Origin of the sequence: Micromonospora sp. NPDC047812 (genome assembly GCF_040704175.1) — a bacterium.
Classification (GTDB): Bacteria; Actinomycetota; Actinomycetes; order Mycobacteriales; family Micromonosporaceae; genus Micromonospora.
The window spans coordinates 473,718-492,228 of sequence record NZ_JBEYRY010000002.1 but is presented as its reverse complement, the minus strand read 5'-3'; the positions used below and the strand labels follow the sequence as shown (position 1 = coordinate 492,228).

16 protein-coding genes are annotated in these 18,511 nt (G+C 74.6%); 7 read left to right on the top strand and 9 right to left on the bottom strand.

All coding sequences use genetic code 11. The features are described from left to right. Position 1: 1 nt before the first annotated feature. The 4 genes from AB0883_RS09910 to AB0883_RS09895 all read right to left on the bottom strand — a co-directional run bounded on the left by AB0883_RS09910 (position 2) and on the right by AB0883_RS09895 (position 4,607). On the bottom strand, positions 2-646 hold the full coding sequence (locus tag AB0883_RS09910; RefSeq protein ID WP_366640868.1) for a response regulator transcription factor: 645 nt from the start codon (positions 644-646) through the stop codon (positions 2-4). Beyond that, a complete protein-coding gene (locus AB0883_RS09905; RefSeq protein WP_366640867.1) occupies positions 634-1,851 on the bottom strand; it encodes a sensor domain-containing protein in 1,218 nt (405 codons plus the stop codon). Before AB0883_RS09905 ends, AB0883_RS09910 begins: the two co-directional genes overlap by 13 nt. Further along, entirely contained in the window at positions 1,848-4,022 is a 2,175-nt protein-coding gene (locus AB0883_RS09900; RefSeq protein WP_366640866.1) for an MMPL family transporter, read from the bottom strand. Before AB0883_RS09900 ends, AB0883_RS09905 begins: the two co-directional genes overlap by 4 nt. 111 nt (positions 4,023-4,133) lie before the next feature. Further along, positions 4,134-4,607: a MarR family transcriptional regulator gene (locus AB0883_RS09895; protein WP_366640865.1), complete on the bottom strand. Its 474-nt coding sequence runs from the start codon at positions 4,605-4,607 to the stop codon at positions 4,134-4,136. 166 nt (positions 4,608-4,773) lie between these two features. Between AB0883_RS09895 and AB0883_RS09890 the strand changes: the two genes are divergently transcribed. Together AB0883_RS09890 and AB0883_RS09885 are read left to right on the top strand one after the other, a co-directional pair. Then, positions 4,774-5,187: a PPOX class F420-dependent oxidoreductase gene (locus AB0883_RS09890; RefSeq protein ID WP_366640864.1), complete on the top strand. Its 414-nt coding sequence runs from the start codon at positions 4,774-4,776 to the stop codon at positions 5,185-5,187. 136 nt (positions 5,188-5,323) lie between these two features. Further along, positions 5,324-6,403, top strand: a complete 1,080-nt coding sequence (locus tag AB0883_RS09885) for an adenosine deaminase (RefSeq protein WP_366640863.1) — start codon at positions 5,324-5,326, stop codon at positions 6,401-6,403. A gap of 33 nt (positions 6,404-6,436) precedes the next feature. Here the strand turns inward: AB0883_RS09885 and AB0883_RS09880 are convergent, their stop codons facing one another. Then, positions 6,437-6,958, bottom strand: coding sequence for an ATP-binding protein (locus AB0883_RS09880; protein WP_366640862.1), 522 nt, complete (start codon positions 6,956-6,958; stop codon positions 6,437-6,439). A 278-nt stretch (positions 6,959-7,236) separates the two neighbouring features. Here AB0883_RS09880 and AB0883_RS09875 point away from each other — a divergent pair, with 278 nt between their 5' ends. The 4 genes from AB0883_RS09875 to AB0883_RS09860 all read left to right on the top strand — a co-directional run bounded on the left by AB0883_RS09875 (position 7,237) and on the right by AB0883_RS09860 (position 12,254). Continuing rightward, positions 7,237-10,785, top strand: a complete 3,549-nt coding sequence (locus AB0883_RS09875; protein WP_366640861.1) for a nitrate- and nitrite sensing domain-containing protein — start codon at positions 7,237-7,239, stop codon at positions 10,783-10,785. Further along, entirely contained in the window at positions 10,782-11,186 is a 405-nt protein-coding gene (locus AB0883_RS09870) for a roadblock/LC7 domain-containing protein (RefSeq protein ID WP_067370442.1), read from the top strand. Before AB0883_RS09875 ends, AB0883_RS09870 begins: the two co-directional genes overlap by 4 nt. A gap of 95 nt (positions 11,187-11,281) precedes the next feature. After that, on the top strand, positions 11,282-11,659 hold the full coding sequence (locus AB0883_RS09865; RefSeq protein WP_030329021.1) for a DUF742 domain-containing protein: 378 nt from the start codon (positions 11,282-11,284) through the stop codon (positions 11,657-11,659). A gap of 1 nt (position 11,660) precedes the next feature. Beyond that, the gene (locus AB0883_RS09860; protein ID WP_366640860.1) at positions 11,661-12,254 is read left to right on the top strand and encodes an ATP/GTP-binding protein; all 594 of its coding nucleotides are present in this window, start codon (positions 11,661-11,663) and stop codon (positions 12,252-12,254) included. Between the two features lie 76 nt (positions 12,255-12,330). Here the strand turns inward: AB0883_RS09860 and AB0883_RS09855 are convergent, their stop codons facing one another. The 3 genes from AB0883_RS09855 to AB0883_RS09845 all read right to left on the bottom strand — a co-directional run bounded on the left by AB0883_RS09855 (position 12,331) and on the right by AB0883_RS09845 (position 17,236). Beyond that, on the bottom strand, positions 12,331-13,554 hold the full coding sequence (locus AB0883_RS09855; RefSeq protein ID WP_366640859.1) for an ABC transporter substrate-binding protein: 1,224 nt from the start codon (positions 13,552-13,554) through the stop codon (positions 12,331-12,333). 129 nt (positions 13,555-13,683) lie between these two features. After that, positions 13,684-16,245: a transposase gene (locus tag AB0883_RS09850; RefSeq protein ID WP_366640858.1), complete on the bottom strand. Its 2,562-nt coding sequence runs from the start codon at positions 16,243-16,245 to the stop codon at positions 13,684-13,686. Positions 16,246-16,285: 40 nt separating this feature from the next. Further along, a complete protein-coding gene (locus AB0883_RS09845; protein WP_366640857.1) occupies positions 16,286-17,236 on the bottom strand; it encodes a DNA primase in 951 nt (316 codons plus the stop codon). A gap of 117 nt (positions 17,237-17,353) precedes the next feature. On the opposite strand from AB0883_RS09845, the gene AB0883_RS09840 reads away from it, so the two are divergent. Beyond that, complete coding sequence (locus AB0883_RS09840; protein WP_366640856.1) at positions 17,354-17,695, top strand: helix-turn-helix transcriptional regulator; 342 nt, start codon at positions 17,354-17,356, stop codon at positions 17,693-17,695. A gap of 105 nt (positions 17,696-17,800) precedes the next feature. Here the strand turns inward: AB0883_RS09840 and AB0883_RS09835 are convergent, their stop codons facing one another. Next, positions 17,801-18,460 carry a permease prefix domain 1-containing protein gene (locus AB0883_RS09835; protein ID WP_366640855.1) on the bottom strand — a complete coding sequence of 220 codons (660 nt, stop codon included), beginning with the start codon at positions 18,458-18,460 and terminating at the stop codon, positions 17,801-17,803. Positions 18,461-18,511: the final 51 nt, after the last annotated feature.

Below are 18,511 nucleotides of genomic sequence, written 5' to 3'. Positions count from 1 at the left end.
GTCAGGCGTCCAGGAAGGTCAGCACCGCGCGTACCCGGCGGTGGTCGTCGTCGCAGTCGCGCAGGTCGAGCTTGGCGAAGATCGAGTTGATGTGCTTGCTGACCGCCTTCTCGGTGACCACCATGCGCTGGGCGATCGCGCCGTTGGAGCGCCCCTCGGCCATCAGCGCCAGCACCTCGTGCTCGCGCGGGGTGAGCCGACGCAGCGGCGCGGCCCGGGTCGGCCGGGCCAGCAGTTGCGAGACGACCTCCGGGTCCATCGCCATCCCGCCGTCGGCGACCCGGTGCACCGCGTCGACGAACTGCGTCACGTCGGCCACCCGGTCCTTGAGCAGGTAGCCGACCGATCCCGCCCCGTCGGAGAGCAGTTCCCGGGCGTAGAGCTGCTCGACGTACTGGGAGAGGACCAGCACCGGCAGTCCGGGGATCCGCTCCCGGGCGGCCAGCGCGGCGCGCAGCCCCTCGTCCGTGTGGGTGGGCGGCAGCCGGACGTCCACCACCGCCACGTCGGGACGGTGCTCCAGCAGGGCGGCGAGCAGCTCGTCGCCGGTCTCCACGGCGGCCACCACCTCGTCGCCGTACGCGGTGAGCAGCCGGATCAGCCCGTCGCGAAGCAGCGCCAGGTCCTCGGCGATCACGATTCGCACGGCAACTCCACGTCGACCACCGTAGGCCCACCCGGGGGCGAGTCGATCCGGACCCGGCCGTCGAAGACGGCGAGCCGCCGCCGGATGCCGGCCAGCCCGGTGCCCCGCTGCGGGTCGGCGCCGCCCCGGCCGTCGTCGGAGACGGTCAGCCGGACCGTCGTGCCGGCCCGCCGCAGTCGCACCGCCACCCGCGTCGCCCCGCTGTGCCGGGCCGCGTTGGTGATCAGCTCGGCGGCGGTGAAGTAGAGCGCCGACTCCAGCGGGGGCGCCAGCCGGCCGGGCAGGTCGACGTCCAGGTCGACCGGGAGGGCCGCGCCGAGGGCGAGGGCGGCGAGGCCGCCGGCGAGCCCCCGGTCGGCGAGCACCGGCGGGTGGATGCCGCGTACCACGTCGCGCAGCTCGGACAGGGCGGTGCCGGCGTTCGTACGGGCCTCCGCGACCAGCCCACGCGCCGCCTCGGGGTCGCGGGCCAGCAGCTCCTCGGCGAGGCCGAGGTTCATCGCCATCGCGACCAGCCGCGCCTGCGCGCCGTCGTGCAGGTCCCGTTCGATCCGGCGCAGCTCGGCCGCCTGCGCGTCGACGCTCTGCGCACGGGTGTCGGCCAGTTCCACGACCCGCTCGGCGAGGGCCGCCCGCGCGGTCGGTCCGAGCAGCGCACGGGTCAGCGTCTCGTCGAGGTGGACCAGCCCTCGGGGCAGCCAGTAGGCCCCCACTCCGACCAGCAGCGCGGGCACCACGGCCAGCGCGGCGTTGCGCAGCGAGTCGATCGGCAGGCCCAGGTAGTTGTCGACCGCGCCGGGGGCGACCGCGTGGATCACCGGCAGGGCGAGGCCCTGCGCGACGCCGAGCCAGAGCCCCACGGCGAGGACCAGGGCGGCCGGGGCGTAGGTGAAGTGCGCGAACAGGTAAGCCACGTCCCGGTAGGTCGCCGGGTCGCCGGCCATCGTCCGCAGCCGGGCCGCCAGCGGGCCGGACACGGGCCGGTAGGGGGAGCGGACCGGCGGCCCGGGCACCCGGTGGCGCTGCCGGCGCAGCAGCGTCCGGGTGCCGGCGAGGGTGCGGTCGAGCAGGGGCAGGCCGACGCCGAGCAGGCTGAGCCCGGCGGTGAGGAGCGTGGCCAGCGCGAACAGGATGCCCGCACAGGCCAGCCCCGCCGCGACAGCCAACTGGTTCAGCTCGCGCCGAGCCCGCCGCACCCCGCTCATCGGGCCATTGTCCCAGCCGTCGCGGCGTCCTCCGCCGGCGTGGGGGCCGAGGCGGCCGCCAGCGGGACGTGTGCCGCCGACGGCGACCCGACCACGGCCGGCTCCGGGCGGCTACGGGCCGGCCAGAAGGCCACCCGGCCGGTGAGCGCGGTCGACGCCGGCACGAGCAGCCAGGAGAGCGCGAACGTGGCGATCAGCACGCCGACGGCGACGGCGAGCCCGATCTGGGCCATCATCGGCGACGCGACAAGCACCCCGAAGCTGCCGGCCAGGATCACCCCGGCCGCGGCGACGGCCGGTCCGCTGCGGCGTACCGCCTCCTCGGCGGCCTGGCGGGGCGGGCGTCCCGCGCGCAACTCCTCACGGAGCCGGGCGACCATCAGGATGTTGTAGTCGGTGCCGATCGCCGTGACGAAGAGGAACACGACCAGCGGCAGCTGGAAGTTGAGCCCGTCCTGCCCGCCGAGGACCTGGAACACCAACACGCTGGTGCCCAGGGTGGCGGCGAAGCCGAGCGCGACGGCGGCGAGGAGACCCAGCGAGGCGAGCAGCCCACGCAGCATCAGCAGCAGGAGCAGCCCGATCAGCCCGGCGGCCACCGGGAGGACCAGCCGCAGGTCCTCGTCGAGGACGGCACGGATGTCGGCGAAGGTGGCGGTCTCCCCGCCCACGTACGCCCGGGTGCCGGGCGGCGCCGCCGCGTGCGCGGCGGGCCGCAATCCGGTCTCCACGGCGTCGATGGCCCGCTGCGAGTACGGCGGCTCGGCGAGCAGCACCCGCACCCGGGCCACGCCGTCGGTGACCTCGACGCCGGCCGGGGCCGCCACGATCGGTACCTCGGCGAGTCGCCCGGCGAACCGTTCGGCGGCGGCGTCGTCGACGCCGGGGCCGGTGAGGTAGACATCGGTCGGGGAGAGGGTCCCGGCGGGCAGCCCGGAGCGGAGCCAGTCCAGGGCCCGGGCCGACTCGGAGCCGGGCGGCAGCGCGTCGAGTTCGTAGCTGGGCCGGTGGTGCAGCGCGCCGAGACCGAGCAGCAGGAGCACGGCGAGGGTGGTCAGCACGACCCGGGCGGGCCGGCGGGCGACAAGCCGGCCGGCGCGGGCCGCCAGCCCCGTCGGCGCAACCCCGTCGTCGTCCGCCGCGACGAGCTTCGTCGGCCAGTACGCCCGGCGGCCGAGCAGCGAGTAGACGGCGGGGAACAGCGTCAGCGCGGCGGCCACCATGAGCAGTACGGCGACGGCCAGGGCCGGCCCGAGCACCTGGAAGGAGGCCAGCCGGGAGAGCACGAGGGCGCCGAACGCGACGGCCACGACCAGGGCGGACACGGTGACCGGGCCGCCGATACGGCCGACCGCGTGGATCATCGCGGCCCGGCGGTCCTCGCCGGCCCGCAGCCGTTCCCGGTAGCGGAAGAGCAGGAAGACCGCGTAGTCGGTGCCGATGCCGAGCAGCACGACCGGGAGCAGGCCCGTGGTCGAGGCGTCCAGCGGATACCCGAAGACCTTCGCGCCCAGCGCGAGCAGGCCGGTGGCGGCCTGCGCGACCAGCAGCACCAGGAACAGGTTGACCAGCGCGATCGTCGGGCTGCGGAACACGACGAGCAGCAGGACCAGGATCACCAGCATCATGGCCCCGTTGACGATCATGTCGAGCAGGAAGCTGTCGGCGGCGCCGGCCGCCTGACCGGTCCAGCCGGCGACCAGTCCGCTGCCCGCCAGCGCGTCGTCGGTGGCGTCCCGCAGCCGCCCGACCGCCTGCACGGTGGACTCCTCGTGCGCGTCGCCGACCAGGCGGGCCTCGGCCAGGCGCAGCCGCCCGTCCGGGGCCGCCGCGCCGGGGGTCACCTCGGTGACGCCGGCGACCCGGAGCTCCTGCGGCAGCCGGTCGATCCGGGCGCTGTCGTCGGCGGTCAACGGCGCCCCGTCGGAACGGCGCACGACCAGCACCGCACTGCTGCCGGGCGGCTCGGGAAACATCCGCGCCGCGATGGTGGCGGCCTGCGCGGACTCGTACCGGGCCGGCAGGATGCCGGCCTGGCTGTCGGCGGGGCGCGGTCCGTCCGGCCCGTAGACGGCGAAGGTGACGGCGGTCAGCGCGGCGATGGCGAGCAGCCAGCCGGCGATCACCCGCCCCGGACGGCGGACCACCGCTGTGGCCAATGTCGTGAACACGTGCAACTCCCCGCGTCGACTTCTGTGTGTGCCGTTGACGCTAGGGAGCCGGGCGGGGCGCTTCGATGGTGCGCGTACGCCGGTTCGATGGTGGTGCCTGCACCACCCCGGTCAGCCGCGCGCGGTGTCGCGGCCGGTGAGGTGGTCGACCACCCGGTGCGTGAGCGCGTCCAGCGCGGCGACCTCGTCGGGGGTGAGCAGATCGATGAGGTTCCGGCGGACGGCCGCCACGTGGCCGGGGGCGGCGGCCTCGATCGCGCGCCGGCCCTCGGCGGTGAGCACGACGACCGCGCCCCGGCCGTCGGTGGCGCACTCCTCGCGGGTGACCAGGCCGCGCTGCTGCATGCGGGTCAGGTGGTGGGAGAGCCGGCTGCGGGACCAGAGCATCCGGTCGGCCAGCTCGCTGAGCCGCAGCCGCTGGTCGGGTGTCTCCGAGAGGTCGGAGAGGACGTCGTAGTCGGGCTCGGAGAGCCCGGCGTCACGCATCAGCTCCCGGGCCAGCTCCAGGTCGAGCAGGCGGCGCATCCGCCGGTAGCCCCGCCAGGCGCGCTGCTCCCGCTCGTCCAGCCAGCGTGGTTGCTCCATGCCGGCCATCCTAGCCATCTTGTTGACATGTCATCAATGTGTTCCCTAGGGTGAGTGACATGTCAACCAAACTGCCGGGCCGGTTGGCCCGCCTGCTGGGCGGTCCCGTGCTGTTCGGCGTCAGCGTGGCCCTGACCGCCGCCCTCGCCCCGCTGCGGGTGACGGCGTGAACGCCCGGCTGTGGGAGCTGTTCGGCGGGCGCGGCCGGGGCGTGCTGGTGACCCTGCGCCGCGACGGGCGGCCCCAGCTGTCCAACCTCGACTTCCTCGCCGAGCCCGGCCTGATCCGCTGCTCCACCACCGGCGACCGGGCCAAGGTGCGCAACCTGCGCCGCGACCCCCGGGCCAGCCTGCACGTCACCACGGCGGACGGCGGGGCGTACGCGGTCGCGGAGGGGACGGTCACGCTCACCGCGCCGGCGGCGGCGTCCGACGACGCCACCGTCGAGGAGCTGGTCGAGGTCTACCGGCGGATCCGCGGCGAGCATCCCGACTGGGCCGACTACCGGGCGGCGATGGTCGCCGACGGCCGCCTGGTGCTCCGGCTCGCCGTCGACCGGGTGTACGGCTGGCGCCCCTGACCCCTGCCCGCGGTTCCGCCCGGGCGACGCGGGGCGTCCGGCCGGAACGGGCCGCCCGTGGCGTGGGGCGGCGCGCCGGGCGCGGATCCGTGCCGGTCCCGTCGGCCGGCCCGGCGGCGCCGACTAGGGTCTGTGCATGGTCGCGACAATCCGTTACGAGGACATCGTCAAGGTCCCGAAGGCGCTGCTGCACGATCACCTCGACGGCGGCCTGCGGCCGGCGACGATCGTCGAACTGGCCGCCGAGGTGGGGCACGAGCTGCCCACCACCGACCCCGAGGCGCTCGGCCGGTGGTTCGTCGAGGCGGCCGACTCCGGTTCCCTGGAGCGCTACCTGGAGACGTTCGCGCACACCGTCGCCGTCATGCAGACCGCGTCGTCCCTGCGGCGGGTGGCCCGGGAGTGCGCCCAGGACCTGGCCGCCGACGGCGTGGTCTACGCCGAGGTGCGCTTCGCCCCCGAGCAGCACCTGGAGCGGGACCTCACCCTGGACGAGGTGGTCGAGGCGGTGCTGGCCGGCTTCGTCGAGGGCAGCGCGCTGGCCGCCGGGGAGGGCCGGCAGATCCGGGTCGGCACCCTGCTCACCGCGATGCGGCACGCCGCCCGGTCGCAGGAGATCGCCGAGCTGGCCGTCCGGCACCGGGATTCCGGGGTGGTCGGCTTCGACATCGCGGGCGCCGAGGCGGGCTTCCCGCCCACCCGGCACCTGGACGCCTTCGAGTACCTCCAGCGGGAGAACTTCCACTTCACCATCCACGCCGGCGAGGCGTTCGGCCTGCCGTCGATCTGGCAGGCGATCCAGTGGTGCGGGGCGGACCGGCTCGGCCACGGGGTGCGGATCGTGGACGACATCACGCCCGGCGCGGAGCCGGTGCTCGGCCGGCTGGCCGCGTACGTGCGGGACAAGCGGATCCCGCTGGAGCTGTGCCCGTCATCCAACGTGCAGACCGGCGCCGCCCCCTCGATCGCCGAGCACCCGATCGGGCTGCTGCGGGACCTGCGGTTCCGGGCGACGGTGAACACCGACAACCGGCTGATGAGCGGCACGTCGATGTCCCGGGAGATGGCCCTGCTGGTGGACGCCTTCGGCTACGGCTGGAAGGAGCTCCAGTGGTTCACCATCAACGCCATGAAGAGCGCCTTCATCCCGTTCGACGAGCGGTTGAAGATCATCGACGAGGTGATCAAGCCCGCGTACGGCAAGCTGCTGGGCTGACCACGGCGGGCCGCCGCGTTCCGGCGGCCGGAGTCAGGAGCGGTGCGGGTGGCCGGCGAGCATGCCGGCCACCGCGCGCAGCACCTCGCCCGCCCGGGCCGCCTCGGCGCCCAGGCCGGTCTGCCGCCGCAGCACCGCCGGCTCGGCGCGCAGCAGCGCCAGGCCGCGGCGCACCAGCACCCGGGGCGCCTTGCGCTGTTCGGCGAGGTCGCGGGCGAGCCGGCGGACGAAGGTCGCCCCCCGGGGTCGCCGCAGGGCGTACGCCCCGGCGAGGACCCCCCGTCGACGGCACTCCTCGACGATCTCGGCCGCGAAGATCCCTTCGGCCACGAAAAGTGGCGAATCGGCGACCTCGAATGGCCGGGTGGCCACCCGACGGTCCGCACCGATCGCATAAACCGGCACATCGGCCTTGCCCTCCCTGGCCAGACGGACAATCGTCTCCACGGCTGCCGGAGCGTCCCAGGAGTGGGGCGACTCCCAGTTCACCAGGCCGTTTTGTCGCGGCAACGTGGGGTCGTCACCGTCCTTGTAGAAGTCGTCCAGGCAGAGCACCGGAAGACCGGTTCGCTGCGCTATGTACGACTTTCCGGAACCGGAAGGGCCGGCGAGCAGAACAACGCGATGAGGGTGCTTCATTACCTTCAGTGACTCCGGCCAGACGGATTGCTATCAAATTGCACCAACATCTCATCACACCGCTGGCTGCGGCCAACCTGGGCTTTCTCTTTCGCAGGTGGCGTGATGGAATCTCGGATGGTCCGACCCGCGGGGTCGGTTGCTGGGCGTTGTCCAGGGGCAACGCAGTCCCAGAATTTCGCGAGGGCGGTGACGTGAGCAAACGGCCAAAGGCGGCGGGCTCCTTCCTGTCGCGTCTGCGCCGGCCGACCGGTCGGCTCCGCGACATGCCGATCTGGTCGAAGCTCGGTCTCATCATGATCGTGCCGACCATCGCCACGGTGGTCGTCGGCACCAGCGGTCTGGTCGACCACCTGGAGACCCTCAACAACGCCAACCGGGCCGGCGACCTGGCCAACCTCGTCGGCTACTCGGGTGACCTGGTCGACACCCTCCAGAACGAGCGGACCAACGCGCTGCGTCTGCTCGGCGTGCCGCGCGGCCAGGACAACGCCCGCTACAAGCAGGCGTACGAGCAGGCCAACGCCAGCGTGGACAAGGCCAAGGGGCCGTACTCGCAGCAGCGGGCCGAGGTCGAGGACCTCCCGGCGAACCTCGACAGCCTGCTGGGCGAGATCGACCAGACGCTGACCGACCTGCCCGGCACCCGCAGCCAGGTCTTCAACGGCAAGCTCGGGCTCGTCCCGGCCATGCAGGCCTACGACGGCCTGATCGACGACCTGATCAGCATCCGCGACTCGGCCACCCAGCTCGCCGGCGACAACGAGCTCAGCGACAAGATGCGCGCGTCGACCGCCACCGCCCGGAACAAGGAGTTCCTCTCCCGCCGCCGCGACGTGGTGCACCGGGCGTTCATCCAGCAGCGCCTCACCCCGAACCTGCGCAACGAGTACATCGCCACCAGCACCGGCTCCAGCCAGTGGCTGCAGAGCTTCCAGGTGGTGGCCAGCCAGCCGGAGCAGGAGTACTACGCCCAGGTGGTCGCCGGCCCCGACCTGCGCGAGGCGAACACCTACAACAGCTGGCTCAACGGCATCACGACCGCCGACAGCCTGACCGGCGCCCCGTTCGACGCGGACCAGTGGGACGCGGCGATGGTGGCCAACGCCAAGCTGATCCGCACGGTCGAGACGAAGATCGACCGCGAGGTCGTCGCGGGCGCCGAGAAGCTGCGCTCGGACGTGCAGCGCCAGGTGTTCCTGGAGACCGGCCTGCTGCTCAGCATGCTGCTCCTGGCGATCCTCTTCGCCTACCTCGTCGCCCGCTCGATGGCCCGCTCCCTGCGCGACCTGCGTCAGGGCGCCCTCTCCATCGCCCAGTACGGCCTGCCCCAGGCCGTGGCCCGGCTGCGCGACCCCAAGGTGACCGGTCAGCTCTCCCCGGTGCAGCTCGCCAACCAGATCGCCGAGCCGCTGCCGGTGCGCAGCAAGGACGAGTTCGGCCAGGTGACCGAGGCGTTCAACGCCGTCCACCTGGAGGCCGTCCGCACCGCCGCCGAGCAGGCCGCGCTGCGCGCGTCCGTCGCCACGATGTTCGTCAACCTGGCCCGCCGGTCGCAGATCCTGGTCGACCGCCTGATCGGTCACCTCGACCGGCTGGAGCGCGGCGAGGAGGACCCGGACCGGCTGGCCGAGCTGTTCCAGCTCGACCACCTGGCGACCCGGATGCGCCGTAACGACGAGAACCTCCTGGTGCTCGCCGGCGCCGACTCCACCCGCGTGCAGCGGGAGCCGGCCGCACTGATAGACGTGCTCCGGGCGGCCCAGTCCGAGGTCGAGCACTACACCCGGATCGAGTTCGGGGTGATCGACCGGGACATCGAGGTCGCGGCGCACGCCGTCAACGACCTGGTCCACCTGGTCGCCGAGCTGTTCGACAACGCCACCGCCTTCTCGCCGCCGGACTCGCACGTCATGGTGGAGGCCCGGCGCGTCGGCGACCGCGCGTCGCTCTACGTGGAGGACCGGGGCATCGGGATCAGCACCGACCAGCTCCACGACCTCAACGAGCGGCTCGCCACGCCGCCGCAGGTGGACGTGGCCGTCTCGCGGATGATGGGCCTGGTCGTGGTCGCCCGGCTGGCGTCCCGGCACGGCGTCAAGGTCGAGCTGCGTTCGGGCACCGACCGGGGGACCGTCGCCGAGGTGGTCATGCCGACCTCGGTGCTCGTGCCCCGGGCGCTCTCCGGCCGACCGCAGTCGTCACCCGCGCTGCCGGCGCCCGGCCCGCAGTCGTACGGCCCGGCCCCGGCCTTCGGCGCGCCGCCGGCGCTCGGCAACGGCCCGGCCAGCCCGATGCCCACGCAGCGCTCCGGCGAGTCCGGCAACCAGGTCACCCTGGGCGGCCGGCCGTTCGACCCGGCGCCACGCAACGGGGCCGGCACGCCGGCCTCGGCCGGCTCGACGCGGTCCATGCCGGCCTGGTCGGACCTGACCGGCGCCAGCGGCTTCAACGGCGGCGAGGCCTTCCGGCCGCGCACGACGAACGGCGAGCCGTTCGACCCGCTGCCGCAGCGGCGGTCGGCCGACGACCAGGACGCCACGGGCCAGCAGCAGGCCGTTCCGCGGCAGCTGCCCAGCAGCCCCGAGGACCGGCCGTACTCCGTCCCGCCGGTCTCCGCGCCGCCCGTGCCCTACGCGGGCCCGCCGGTGTCCACCCCGCCGGTTCCCTACTCCGCCCCGCCGGTGTCCGGCCCGCCGGTCTCCGGCATGCCGGTCTCGGCGTCACCCGTCTCCGGTCACCCGTACTCCGGCCCGCCGGTCTCGGCCGCGCCGTACTCCGGCCCGCCGTACTCGCCGCCGTCGACCGGCCCGCTGCCGCAGCGCCCGGCCCCCGGCACGCAGGGTCCGGCCACGCCGGCGCCGCCGGCCTGGCCGCCGGTCGCCGGTGCCGACCGGGACGTGGCGACCCCGCCGGTGCCCGAGCGGCTGGCCGCCGCGCTGGACATGACCACCGAACTGCCGCGGGTGCCGCGCTCCGGCGCGCCGACCCCGGCGGCCCAGGCCCCCGCGCCGACGGAGCGGCCGGCGCAGGCCGCCCCGCAGGCGCGGCCGACCACGCCGCCGGCCCAGACCCGGCAGCGGTACGCGGACGAGACGATGGAGCTGCCGATCTTCCGGGAGCTCGAGTCGGCCTGGTTCCGTACCCGCCGCCCGGGGCCGGAGGAGGCGGCGCCGGCCGCCGAGAAGACGCCGACCAACGGTGCACCGACCCAGCAGTTCGCCCGGGTCGACGCCGGCGGTCGGGCCGTGCAGCCGACACCACCCGGGACGACAGGTAACGCACCGATGGCAGACACCCCGGCGGCCGGAGGAGCGCCGCGCGAGAACGGACCGACGGTCAACGGGGGTGCCCGCCCCGGCCTCGCCGACAGCTTCGGTCACCGCCGGTCCGCGCAGCAGACCGGGGGTTGGCAGACCGCGGCCGACGACGGGTGGCGCGCCGCCTCGGCGGCGACCGAGGTGCCCGTCGCGGCGACCACCTCGACGGGCCTGCCCAAGCGCACCCCGATGGCGCAGTTGGTGCCCGGCGCGGTGGAGAAGCCCACCACGTCGGTGCAGCGACGTACGCCGGAGGGTGTCCGAGGCCTGCTTTCGGCCTACCATCGGGGCGTGCAGCGGGGGCGTACGAACCCGTCGGACAGCAACCCGACCAGCCCGGAGGCGACTCCGGGAGGGCAGCAATCCTCGCAGTCTGGCTCAGGCCCGGTGGCCGGGAGCGGGCAGAAGGAGCAAGAACGATGACAACTACGCAGGATCTCGGTTGGCTGCTGGCCAACTTCGCCGACCGGGTACCCGGTGTCGCGCACGCGGTCGCCGTCTCCGCGGACGGACTGCTCCTCGCGTCGTCACGGGACCTCCCGCGGGACCGGGCCGACCAGCTGGCCGCGATCGCGTCCGGCCTGGTCAGCCTCACCCAGGGTGCGGCCCGCTGCTTCGAGGGAGGCGCGGTGCTGCAGACAGTGGTGGAGATGGACAATGGCTTCCTGTTCCTGATGTCCATCTCGGACGGCTCGTCGTTCGCGGTGCTCGCCGCCCGCAGCTGCGACGTGGGACAGGTCGGCTACGAGATGGCCCTGCTGGTCGACCGGGTGGGTGACGCGTTGACCCCGCAGCCACGTGCGGCCGCGGGAATGCTGGGCTGACGACCCGTTGACCCGTGAGGTCGGCGGGGTGACAACGACAACGACGACGGGCTCCACCGGAGCCGGTGCAGGGTGCGAGGGAGGTGAGCGGCGACATGGCCGATCGTGACGAACCGACCGGAGCGTTGGTCCGTCCATACGCCGTTACCCGTGGTCGTACCCGCCCGCGCCTCGACATCGCGCTGGAGGCGCTCGTCGAGACGACGGTGCGCGGCCGCGCCGCTGCCAATGGCAACGGCGGTCAGGGCCGCGAGCACCAGTACATCGCTGCGCTGTGTGACGGACGTGTGCAGTCGCTCGCCGAGATCGCGGCGCGGATGCAGCTTCCGCTCGGTGTGGCCCGGGTGCTCATCGCCGACATGGCGACGGACGGCCTGGTCGCGGTCCACGAGCCGACCATTCTGGACGACTCGGACGACGCGGTGGGCACTGAACTGCTGGAGAGGGTGCTGAGTGGACTTCGCAGGCTCTGACATGTCGCACCGCCCGCCGACCCCGAGTGGGCGCGTGACGTCGGCGAAGATCGTTATCGCCGGTGGATTCGGCGTCGGCAAGACGACGCTGGTCGGCTCGGTCTCGGAGATCACGCCGCTGACGACCGAAGCCATCATGCTCTCCGCCGGCGTGGGCGTCGACGACACCCGGCAGGTGCCGGGCAAGACGACGACCACGGTGGCGATGGACTTCGGCCGCATCTCGATCGACCGTGACCTGATCCTGTACCTGTTCGGTACGCCGGGTCAGACCCGGTTCTGGTTCATGTGGGACGAGTTGGTGCGCGGCGCGATCGGCGCGGTCGTGCTGGTGGACACCCGCCGGCTGGCCGACTGCTTCGCGGCGATCGACTTCTTCGAGCACCGGCGGCTGCCGTACCTGGTGGCCATCAACTGCTTCGACGGGATGCAGTACCACGACCCGCAGGACGTCCGGGACGCGCTCGCGATCTCCGGCGACGTGCCGGTGGTGGCCTGCGACGCCCGTAACCGGGAGTCGACGAAGCACGTGCTGATCTCGCTTGTCGAGTACGTGCTGACCATGCGGCGCTCGCGCGCCGTGGCGCCGGCCTGATCGACGCGACCGCGCCCGGTGACGGCTTCGGCCACCACCGGGCGCTCGTCGCTGCCCGCGCCACGGCGGCGCGGGGTCAGGACACCCGCGTCCAGGCACCCGCGCTGACGGTGTAGACGCCCAGCGAGCCCTGGTCCATGCCGCCGTGCCGGATGGGGGTGAAGGAGTACATCCCCGCCATCCCCTCGGTGACCTGGTTCTGCAGGAACGCCCTGATCCGGCCACGGTCGACGCTGGTGGACAGCCGCGCCGCGTCGGCGACCAGCTGCACCGCGTCGGACGCGTACGGGGCGAAGCCGCTGAACCCGCCGTGCAGCTGGACGTAGCGGTAGACGAACTCCTTGCGGTCCAGCGCCGACATGGTGGTGTTGGCGAGCATCGCCCCGCCCAGCGAGGTCGGGTGGACGGCGTACGCGCCCTCCATGAGGGCCGCGTTGCCGCCCTCCAGGGTCTGCTCGGCGACCGCTCCCGCGTCGAGGAACACCGGCCCGTCGTAGCCGGCCCGGCGCAGCGCGCCGACCGCGGCGGCCGAGTCCGGGGCGGTCGCCCACACCAGCACCCCGTCGGGGCGGGAACCCGTCGCCGCGCGGGCCGCCCGGCGGAGGTCCCCGCCGGTGCGGGGCAGTCGGGCGGTGGTGCTCAGCGCCACCCCGGCCGTACGCAGGGCCCCTGTCATGGCCCGTACGCCGGAGTCGCCGTGCAGGCCGTCCGCGGCCAGCAGCGCCACCCGGGAGAGCCGCTGCGAGGCGATGAGCCGGGCGAGCCGCCGGGCCATGTCGCCGGCGTCCGGAGTCATCTTGAAGACGTACGTCCGCTGCGCCAGCGGCAGCACGATCCCGTCGCCGAAGGCGAGCGAGAGGAACGGGACCCGCTCCCTCTGCGCCACCCCGGCCAGGGCCATCGAGGTCTCGGAAACGGTGCCGCCGACCAGGGCGTGTACGCCGCCCTCGCGGGCCAGCGCGGTCGCCTGCCGGGCCGCCAGCGCGGGGTCGCCGGCGTTGTCCCGCACCTCCAGCCGTACCGTGCGGCGGAGGTTGCCGATCGGCACACCCTTGGCGTTGAGTGATTCGAGGGTGATCTCCAGCGCCCGCTGCTGGAGGACGCCGAGCGCGGCGCCGGGACCGGTCAGCTCCAGGCTGACCCCGACCAGCAGTTCCTGACCGCCCGGCGCGACCGTCGTGGCGCGGTCGCCCCCGCCCGCCTCGTCGCGCCCGCAGGCGCTGAGCAGGAGCGTGCCGGCCGTCGCGGCCAGCAGGCCCCGACGGGTGAACACGGAGGGGCCGTTCGCCGATGTCGCCATGAGTCGCCTTCCCACCCGGCGACCCCTGCCGCCGGCTGTTCCGCCGGTATGCTCCCGGCCGCCGCGACGTGGCGTCAAATTATCCGGGTGTGGGCAGGAACACCCAGGTGGGAGGCGGTTTCCCGGCGGTCAGGAGCGGTAGCCGGCGGAGCGGTACTCGTATTCCCGGTCGTCGTCGCGGTCACCCGTGTCGCGGGTGAAGTCCCAGCCGCCGGCGGCCTCCCGACCGGGTCGGCCACCGACCGCGAACCCGCCGATCTCCTGTCCACGGCGCCAGCCGCGGAAGTAGCCGGTGGTGTTCTCGGCGAGGCTCGCCGCGTCGCGGACGATCCGCAGTGGCCGCTCGTCGCGCAGCGGTGAGCCGGGGACGAGGTTGGCCTGGGGGACCCGCTTCGGCAGCCCCGCCGGGGTCTCGGCACCGACCGCCGGGCGGGCGGCCTGCTCGGCCGCCTGCCAGCCGGTGTCGGCCGTGGTGGACCACTCCAGGTCGGACTCGTCGTCGTGCCCCACGAACCAGGCGGACTTGGCCTGGGCGAAGATCAGCAGGTCGCCGTCGCCCTCGTCGGACACGGGCGGCGGGCGGCGCTCCATCGGGGGCGCCGGTCGGTAATCGGCCGCCGGCCGCTCGTCACGCGGTGCCGGCCGGTAGTCGGCCGCCGGCCGCTCGTCACGGGGCGCGGGTCGCTCGTCGCGGGGTGCCGGCCGGTAGTCGGTCGCCGGCCGCTCGTCACGCGGTGCCGGCCGGTATTCGGTCGCCGGCCGCTCCTCACGAGGGGCGGACCTGCCGCTGCGGGCGGCCTCCTCGCGGTCGACCAGCCGCAGCGGGGGCGTCTCGGGCTGGGCGTCGGCGGCCGGGCCCGTCCCGCCGCGCAGTGCGCGGTCGGCCAGCGGCGGCGGCTCGACCAGCCGCAGCACCGGAGGCTCCTGGGGCAGGTCGTCGGCCAGCCACGGCGGGGTCACCCGGCGCTCCGCCCCCGGATCGGTCGGGGCGTCGACGCCGCGCCCGCCGCGGTCACCGTAGGAGCCGGCGACCGGGTTCTTGGCGGAACTGTCGGCCGGGTCCTCCGGGTTGTTGACCAGCGGCCAGTTCGCCCGGGATCCGGGGGGAGCGGGCTCCGCCCGGGCGGCCGGGGAGGTGGTTTCCTGGCCGGGGCGTGGCGTGGGCACGGGAACGCTGAGGTCGGTGGCGCTGAAGCCGCCCGTGGGCGTGGCCGACTCGCCGTTGGTCTTCGGGCGGGGCGGGATCACGGTGCGCTGGCGCTCCGCGCGGGCGTTCTGGATCGCCGCGGTGGTCAGGGTGGGGCGGAACGGCTCTCCCGCCTCGGCCGGCGGCACCGTGCCCCGCTGCGTTGGAGCGATGGGGGTGATGCCTGGCGGCGGAGGCGGCGGCGCGGACACCGGGCGGTTGGTCGGGCCGTCGATCCGGCTCGGCAGCGATCCGGGTCGTGCCGGGGGCGCGGAGACCGGGGGACCGGCGACCGCGGCCGGCGTCACCGGCATCGGCGCGACCGGCGGCGGGGTGACGGGGGCGGGTGCGACGGGCGGCGGGCCGAGCGGCCGGGGTGCCGGGGGCGGCGTCACGCCGGAGGCGGGCTCGGGCCGGCTGCGGCGGCCACCGCCCGGGGCGGGCTCGGGCTCGGCGGGCCGGAGGGCACGCAGGCCACCGCCGGTGGGGCTGAGGCCGGGCAGCGCACCGCCGGTGGGGGTGCGGCCGGGCGCGTCGCCGAGGGATTCGCCGTGTCGGACCGCGGCACGGCGCCCGGGGGCCGGGGTGGCGGGCGCGCCGACCCGGTCGTTGAGCGCGCCGACCAGCGCCTGACAGCCGGCGTCGCAGGCCCGGACGGAGGCGACCGCCTGCCGCACGGTGTCCGCCACGGCGGAGGTGAGGGCGCGGTTGACGGTGGCGCGCCGGGGCGTCTCGCTGATGGCCACCCGCAGTGCGGTCACCGCTGAGGTGAGCTCGTCGGCGTCGGCGACCCCGTCGGTGGCGAGACGCGCCGCGACCGCCTCGGCGGAGACCGGGGCGTCGTCGCCGCGCCCCACGGTGCCGCTGAGCATCCCGGGCTCGGGCAAGGCGTCCAGCACGGCCAGTGAGACCGGCTCGGCCGGGTCCGGGTATGCCCGCAACGCGGCCGGGTAGAGCTCGCGGAGCACCTCCCGCAGCGCGACGGCGGCGGAGTGCCGGCCGCTGGACAGGGCGGCGTGCGCGGCGAGGACCTGCTTGTAGCCGGCGAGGTCCCGGGGGGCCGGGAGGGTGACGGCGGAGAGGGCGCCGGCCTGCAGGGCGCGGGCCAGGCCGACGGCGCGCCGCTCGGCCGGGGGCGACTGCATCTCCTCCAGGGAGTCGTCGTCGGCGAAGCGCTCGGCGAAGTCGTCGACGGAGTCGTCGTCGGCGATCGCGAGTGGACGCCCGGCGGCGCTGAGCAGCGAGGTGACCGTGTGGTCGTCGCTGTCGGCGGCGATGGCCGCACCGCTCGGCCCGCCCGACCGCTCCACGAGCAGCGCGACCAGCTGGGCGTAGCCAGCGGGGTCGTCGCCGATCTCGCAGACATGCAGCAGACGGCCTGCGTCGTCGACCACAGCGGACGTCAGCGTCGAACCGGCCGAGACCGGTCGGTCGGCCGGATCCGCCGAGGCCAGACCGCAGTACACGCGCACGAGCGCCACGGCGTCGTCCTCCTCCCGGGACACAAGGCTTTCACTGCCAGAGACTGATGCTCCCCGTAAAGGGTCAGTCGCGCCAGTCCACCGTCGCAGAGATCTTCCCGACAATGGTGCGCCAACCCAGACTTGCGGTTTGTGCCCCGATTTTCTTCAGTCGGCGCCGACCGAAGAACCCGCCGACGCCGCCGTCGACGGTGGCGCGCAGCGCCTCGTCCAGGTCGTCGAGGCTGGAGCCGGCGGAGAGCATGTCCAGCACCGCGGGCAGCCGCAGCGCGTACGCCAGGTCGCGGGCCACCTCGCCGGCCTCGATGAGCAGCGTCGGGTCCCAGGTGTCGTGCCCGCCGCGGAGGTTCTCCACCACCAGGTCGAGCTCGTAGATGTCCTCGTCGAGCGGCGCGATGTCGGCCGGCTCCACCCGTTCGGACAGTTCATTCCAGCTGTCCAGCTGAGACAGGTCGTTGGGCGCCCCGGAACGGATGAAGCTGACCAGCGACTCGGGCGTCTTGAAGAGCAGCAGCTTTCCGCGGTGGCTGAGGAAGATCGGCACCTCCTCGTCGCCCGCCTCGTCCTCGTCGTCCTCGGCGGCGGTCCCGGCGTCCTCGTCGTCGGTCGCGTCGCGGCGGCGGCCCTTGGCCTCCTCCTCGTCGCTCTCGGCGAACTCCTGGGCGACCTCCTCGTCGAGGATGACGACGGCCTCGTCGTCGTCCTCCTCGTCGACCTCCGTCACCTGGCGACGGGCCAGGAACGGGTCGTCCTGGTCGCGCTCGGCGACGTCGGTCGGGGTCAGCTCCCGAGCCGGCCGGTAGGCCCGCAGGGTGTAGCCGGTGCCGGCGGGCAGCGCGATCTCCACCGGGTCGATCCGCAGCTCGTCCCAGAGGGCGCGGGCGGCCTCTGCCGAGACGGTTGCGGTGCCGGACTCGGCCGGGGCGTCGGCGTCGTCGAGCTCGGGCTCGTCGGCGTCGGGCCGTTGGGGCGACTGGCGGGCCACGCTGACCTCCGTGTGCTTCGGGTTGCCCACCCGCTGGCGTCCGCCGCCGGCGAGTGACTCTGGGCACATACCCTAGTGGGCGTCTCCGGGAGACCGTGCCCGCACCCCGGTGGCGGCGCGGGCCGCCGACAAGTAGCGTTGCTACACATGAAGGCCCAGGCGCTGCACGGACACCTCGACGCGCTGCTGCTCGCGGTGCTCGAGCAGGGTTCGCTGCACGGCTACGCGATCATCGAGGCGCTGCGCAACCGCAGCGACGGGCAGCTCGACCTGCCGACCGGCACCATCTATCCCGCGCTGCGCCGGCTGGAGCGGGCCGGCCACGTGGCCAGCACCTGGAGCACCGTCAACGGGCGGGAACGGCGGACGTACCAACTCACCGACGAGGGCCGGCGCGCGCTGGCCGGCGAGCGGTCCGGGTGGCACGAGTTCCGCTCCACCGTCGGCCGGTTCCTCGACACCGACACCCCGCCGGCCGCGCCGGCCTGACCGGGCCCCCCGGTGGTGCCGCCCGCCCGAGGGCGGCCACCCCGGCGAAGCCGACCCACGGCGGCGAAGCCGACCCACGGCGGCGGAGCCGACCCACGGCGGGGATCAGCGGGTGGCGAGCAGCCAGGTGTGGGCGGCCCGGCCGAGCCAGAGATAGCCGGCGGCGGCCACCGTCGCGCCGATGATCATGGGGGGCCAGGTGAGCGCGGCGTCCCAGAGGCCGATCGACCACGCGAAGAGGGCCGAGCCGGTCAGTACGCCGAGAGCGAGAACGCCGGTGAGGGCCGTCCCCACCGCCCGGTCGGCGGCACCGCCGCGCAGCGCCGACCGGCCGGCCAGCAGCAGCCCCGCCGCGGCCAGCACGAACGCCGCCGCCCAGACCCAGCCCACCGACGCCGACAGCACCTGGTAGCCGGCCGGCGGCGGGGATCCGCCCCAGCTCGACCCCTGCCAGGTGAGGTCGCCGGCGACGAACGCGACCGTGGCGAGCGCGATGACCCGCAGCGACAGCCCGCGCAGCGCGCCCGCCGCCAGCTCCGCCTGGTAGGCCGGGGCGAGCTGTGCCGGGGAGCCGAACTCGGCCACCGCCCGGCGCTGCGCCTCCGTCGCCGGCAGCCCGTCCGCCCGGTACGCGTCGACCGCGTCCAGCAGCCCGTGCCGTGCCTCGGTCAGCAGGTCGGACTTCAGCCGGGGCGACCCCCGCAGGTGCGCGCCCAGCTCCCGCAGCCGTTCCTCCACCATCGTCGCGTCGTCCTCGCCCCGCATGGCCCCACCCTGTCACGGGTCGCCGCCGGACGTCGTCGGGGACAACCCTGG

Excerpts from the sequence above, each read along its gene's own strand:
- AB0883_RS09905 (WP_366640867.1), bottom strand. The coding sequence starts at position 1,851 with ATGAGCGGGGTGCGGCGGGCTCGGCGCGAGCTGAACCAGTTGGCTGTC.
- AB0883_RS09895 (WP_366640865.1), bottom strand. The coding sequence starts at position 4,607 with ATGGAGCAACCACGCTGGCTGGACGAGCGGGAGCAGCGCGCCTGGCGG.
- AB0883_RS09885 (WP_366640863.1), top strand. The coding sequence starts at position 5,324 with ATGGTCGCGACAATCCGTTACGAGGACATCGTCAAGGTCCCGAAGGCG.
- AB0883_RS09870 (WP_067370442.1), top strand. The coding sequence starts at position 10,782 with ATGACAACTACGCAGGATCTCGGTTGGCTGCTGGCCAACTTCGCCGAC.
- AB0883_RS09865 (WP_030329021.1), top strand. The coding sequence starts at position 11,282 with ATGGCCGATCGTGACGAACCGACCGGAGCGTTGGTCCGTCCATACGCC.
- AB0883_RS09860 (WP_366640860.1), top strand. The coding sequence starts at position 11,661 with ATGTCGCACCGCCCGCCGACCCCGAGTGGGCGCGTGACGTCGGCGAAG.
- AB0883_RS09855 (WP_366640859.1), bottom strand. The coding sequence starts at position 13,554 with ATGGCGACATCGGCGAACGGCCCCTCCGTGTTCACCCGTCGGGGCCTG.
- AB0883_RS09840 (WP_366640856.1), top strand. The coding sequence starts at position 17,354 with ATGAAGGCCCAGGCGCTGCACGGACACCTCGACGCGCTGCTGCTCGCG.
- AB0883_RS09835 (WP_366640855.1), bottom strand. The coding sequence starts at position 18,460 with ATGCGGGGCGAGGACGACGCGACGATGGTGGAGGAACGGCTGCGGGAG.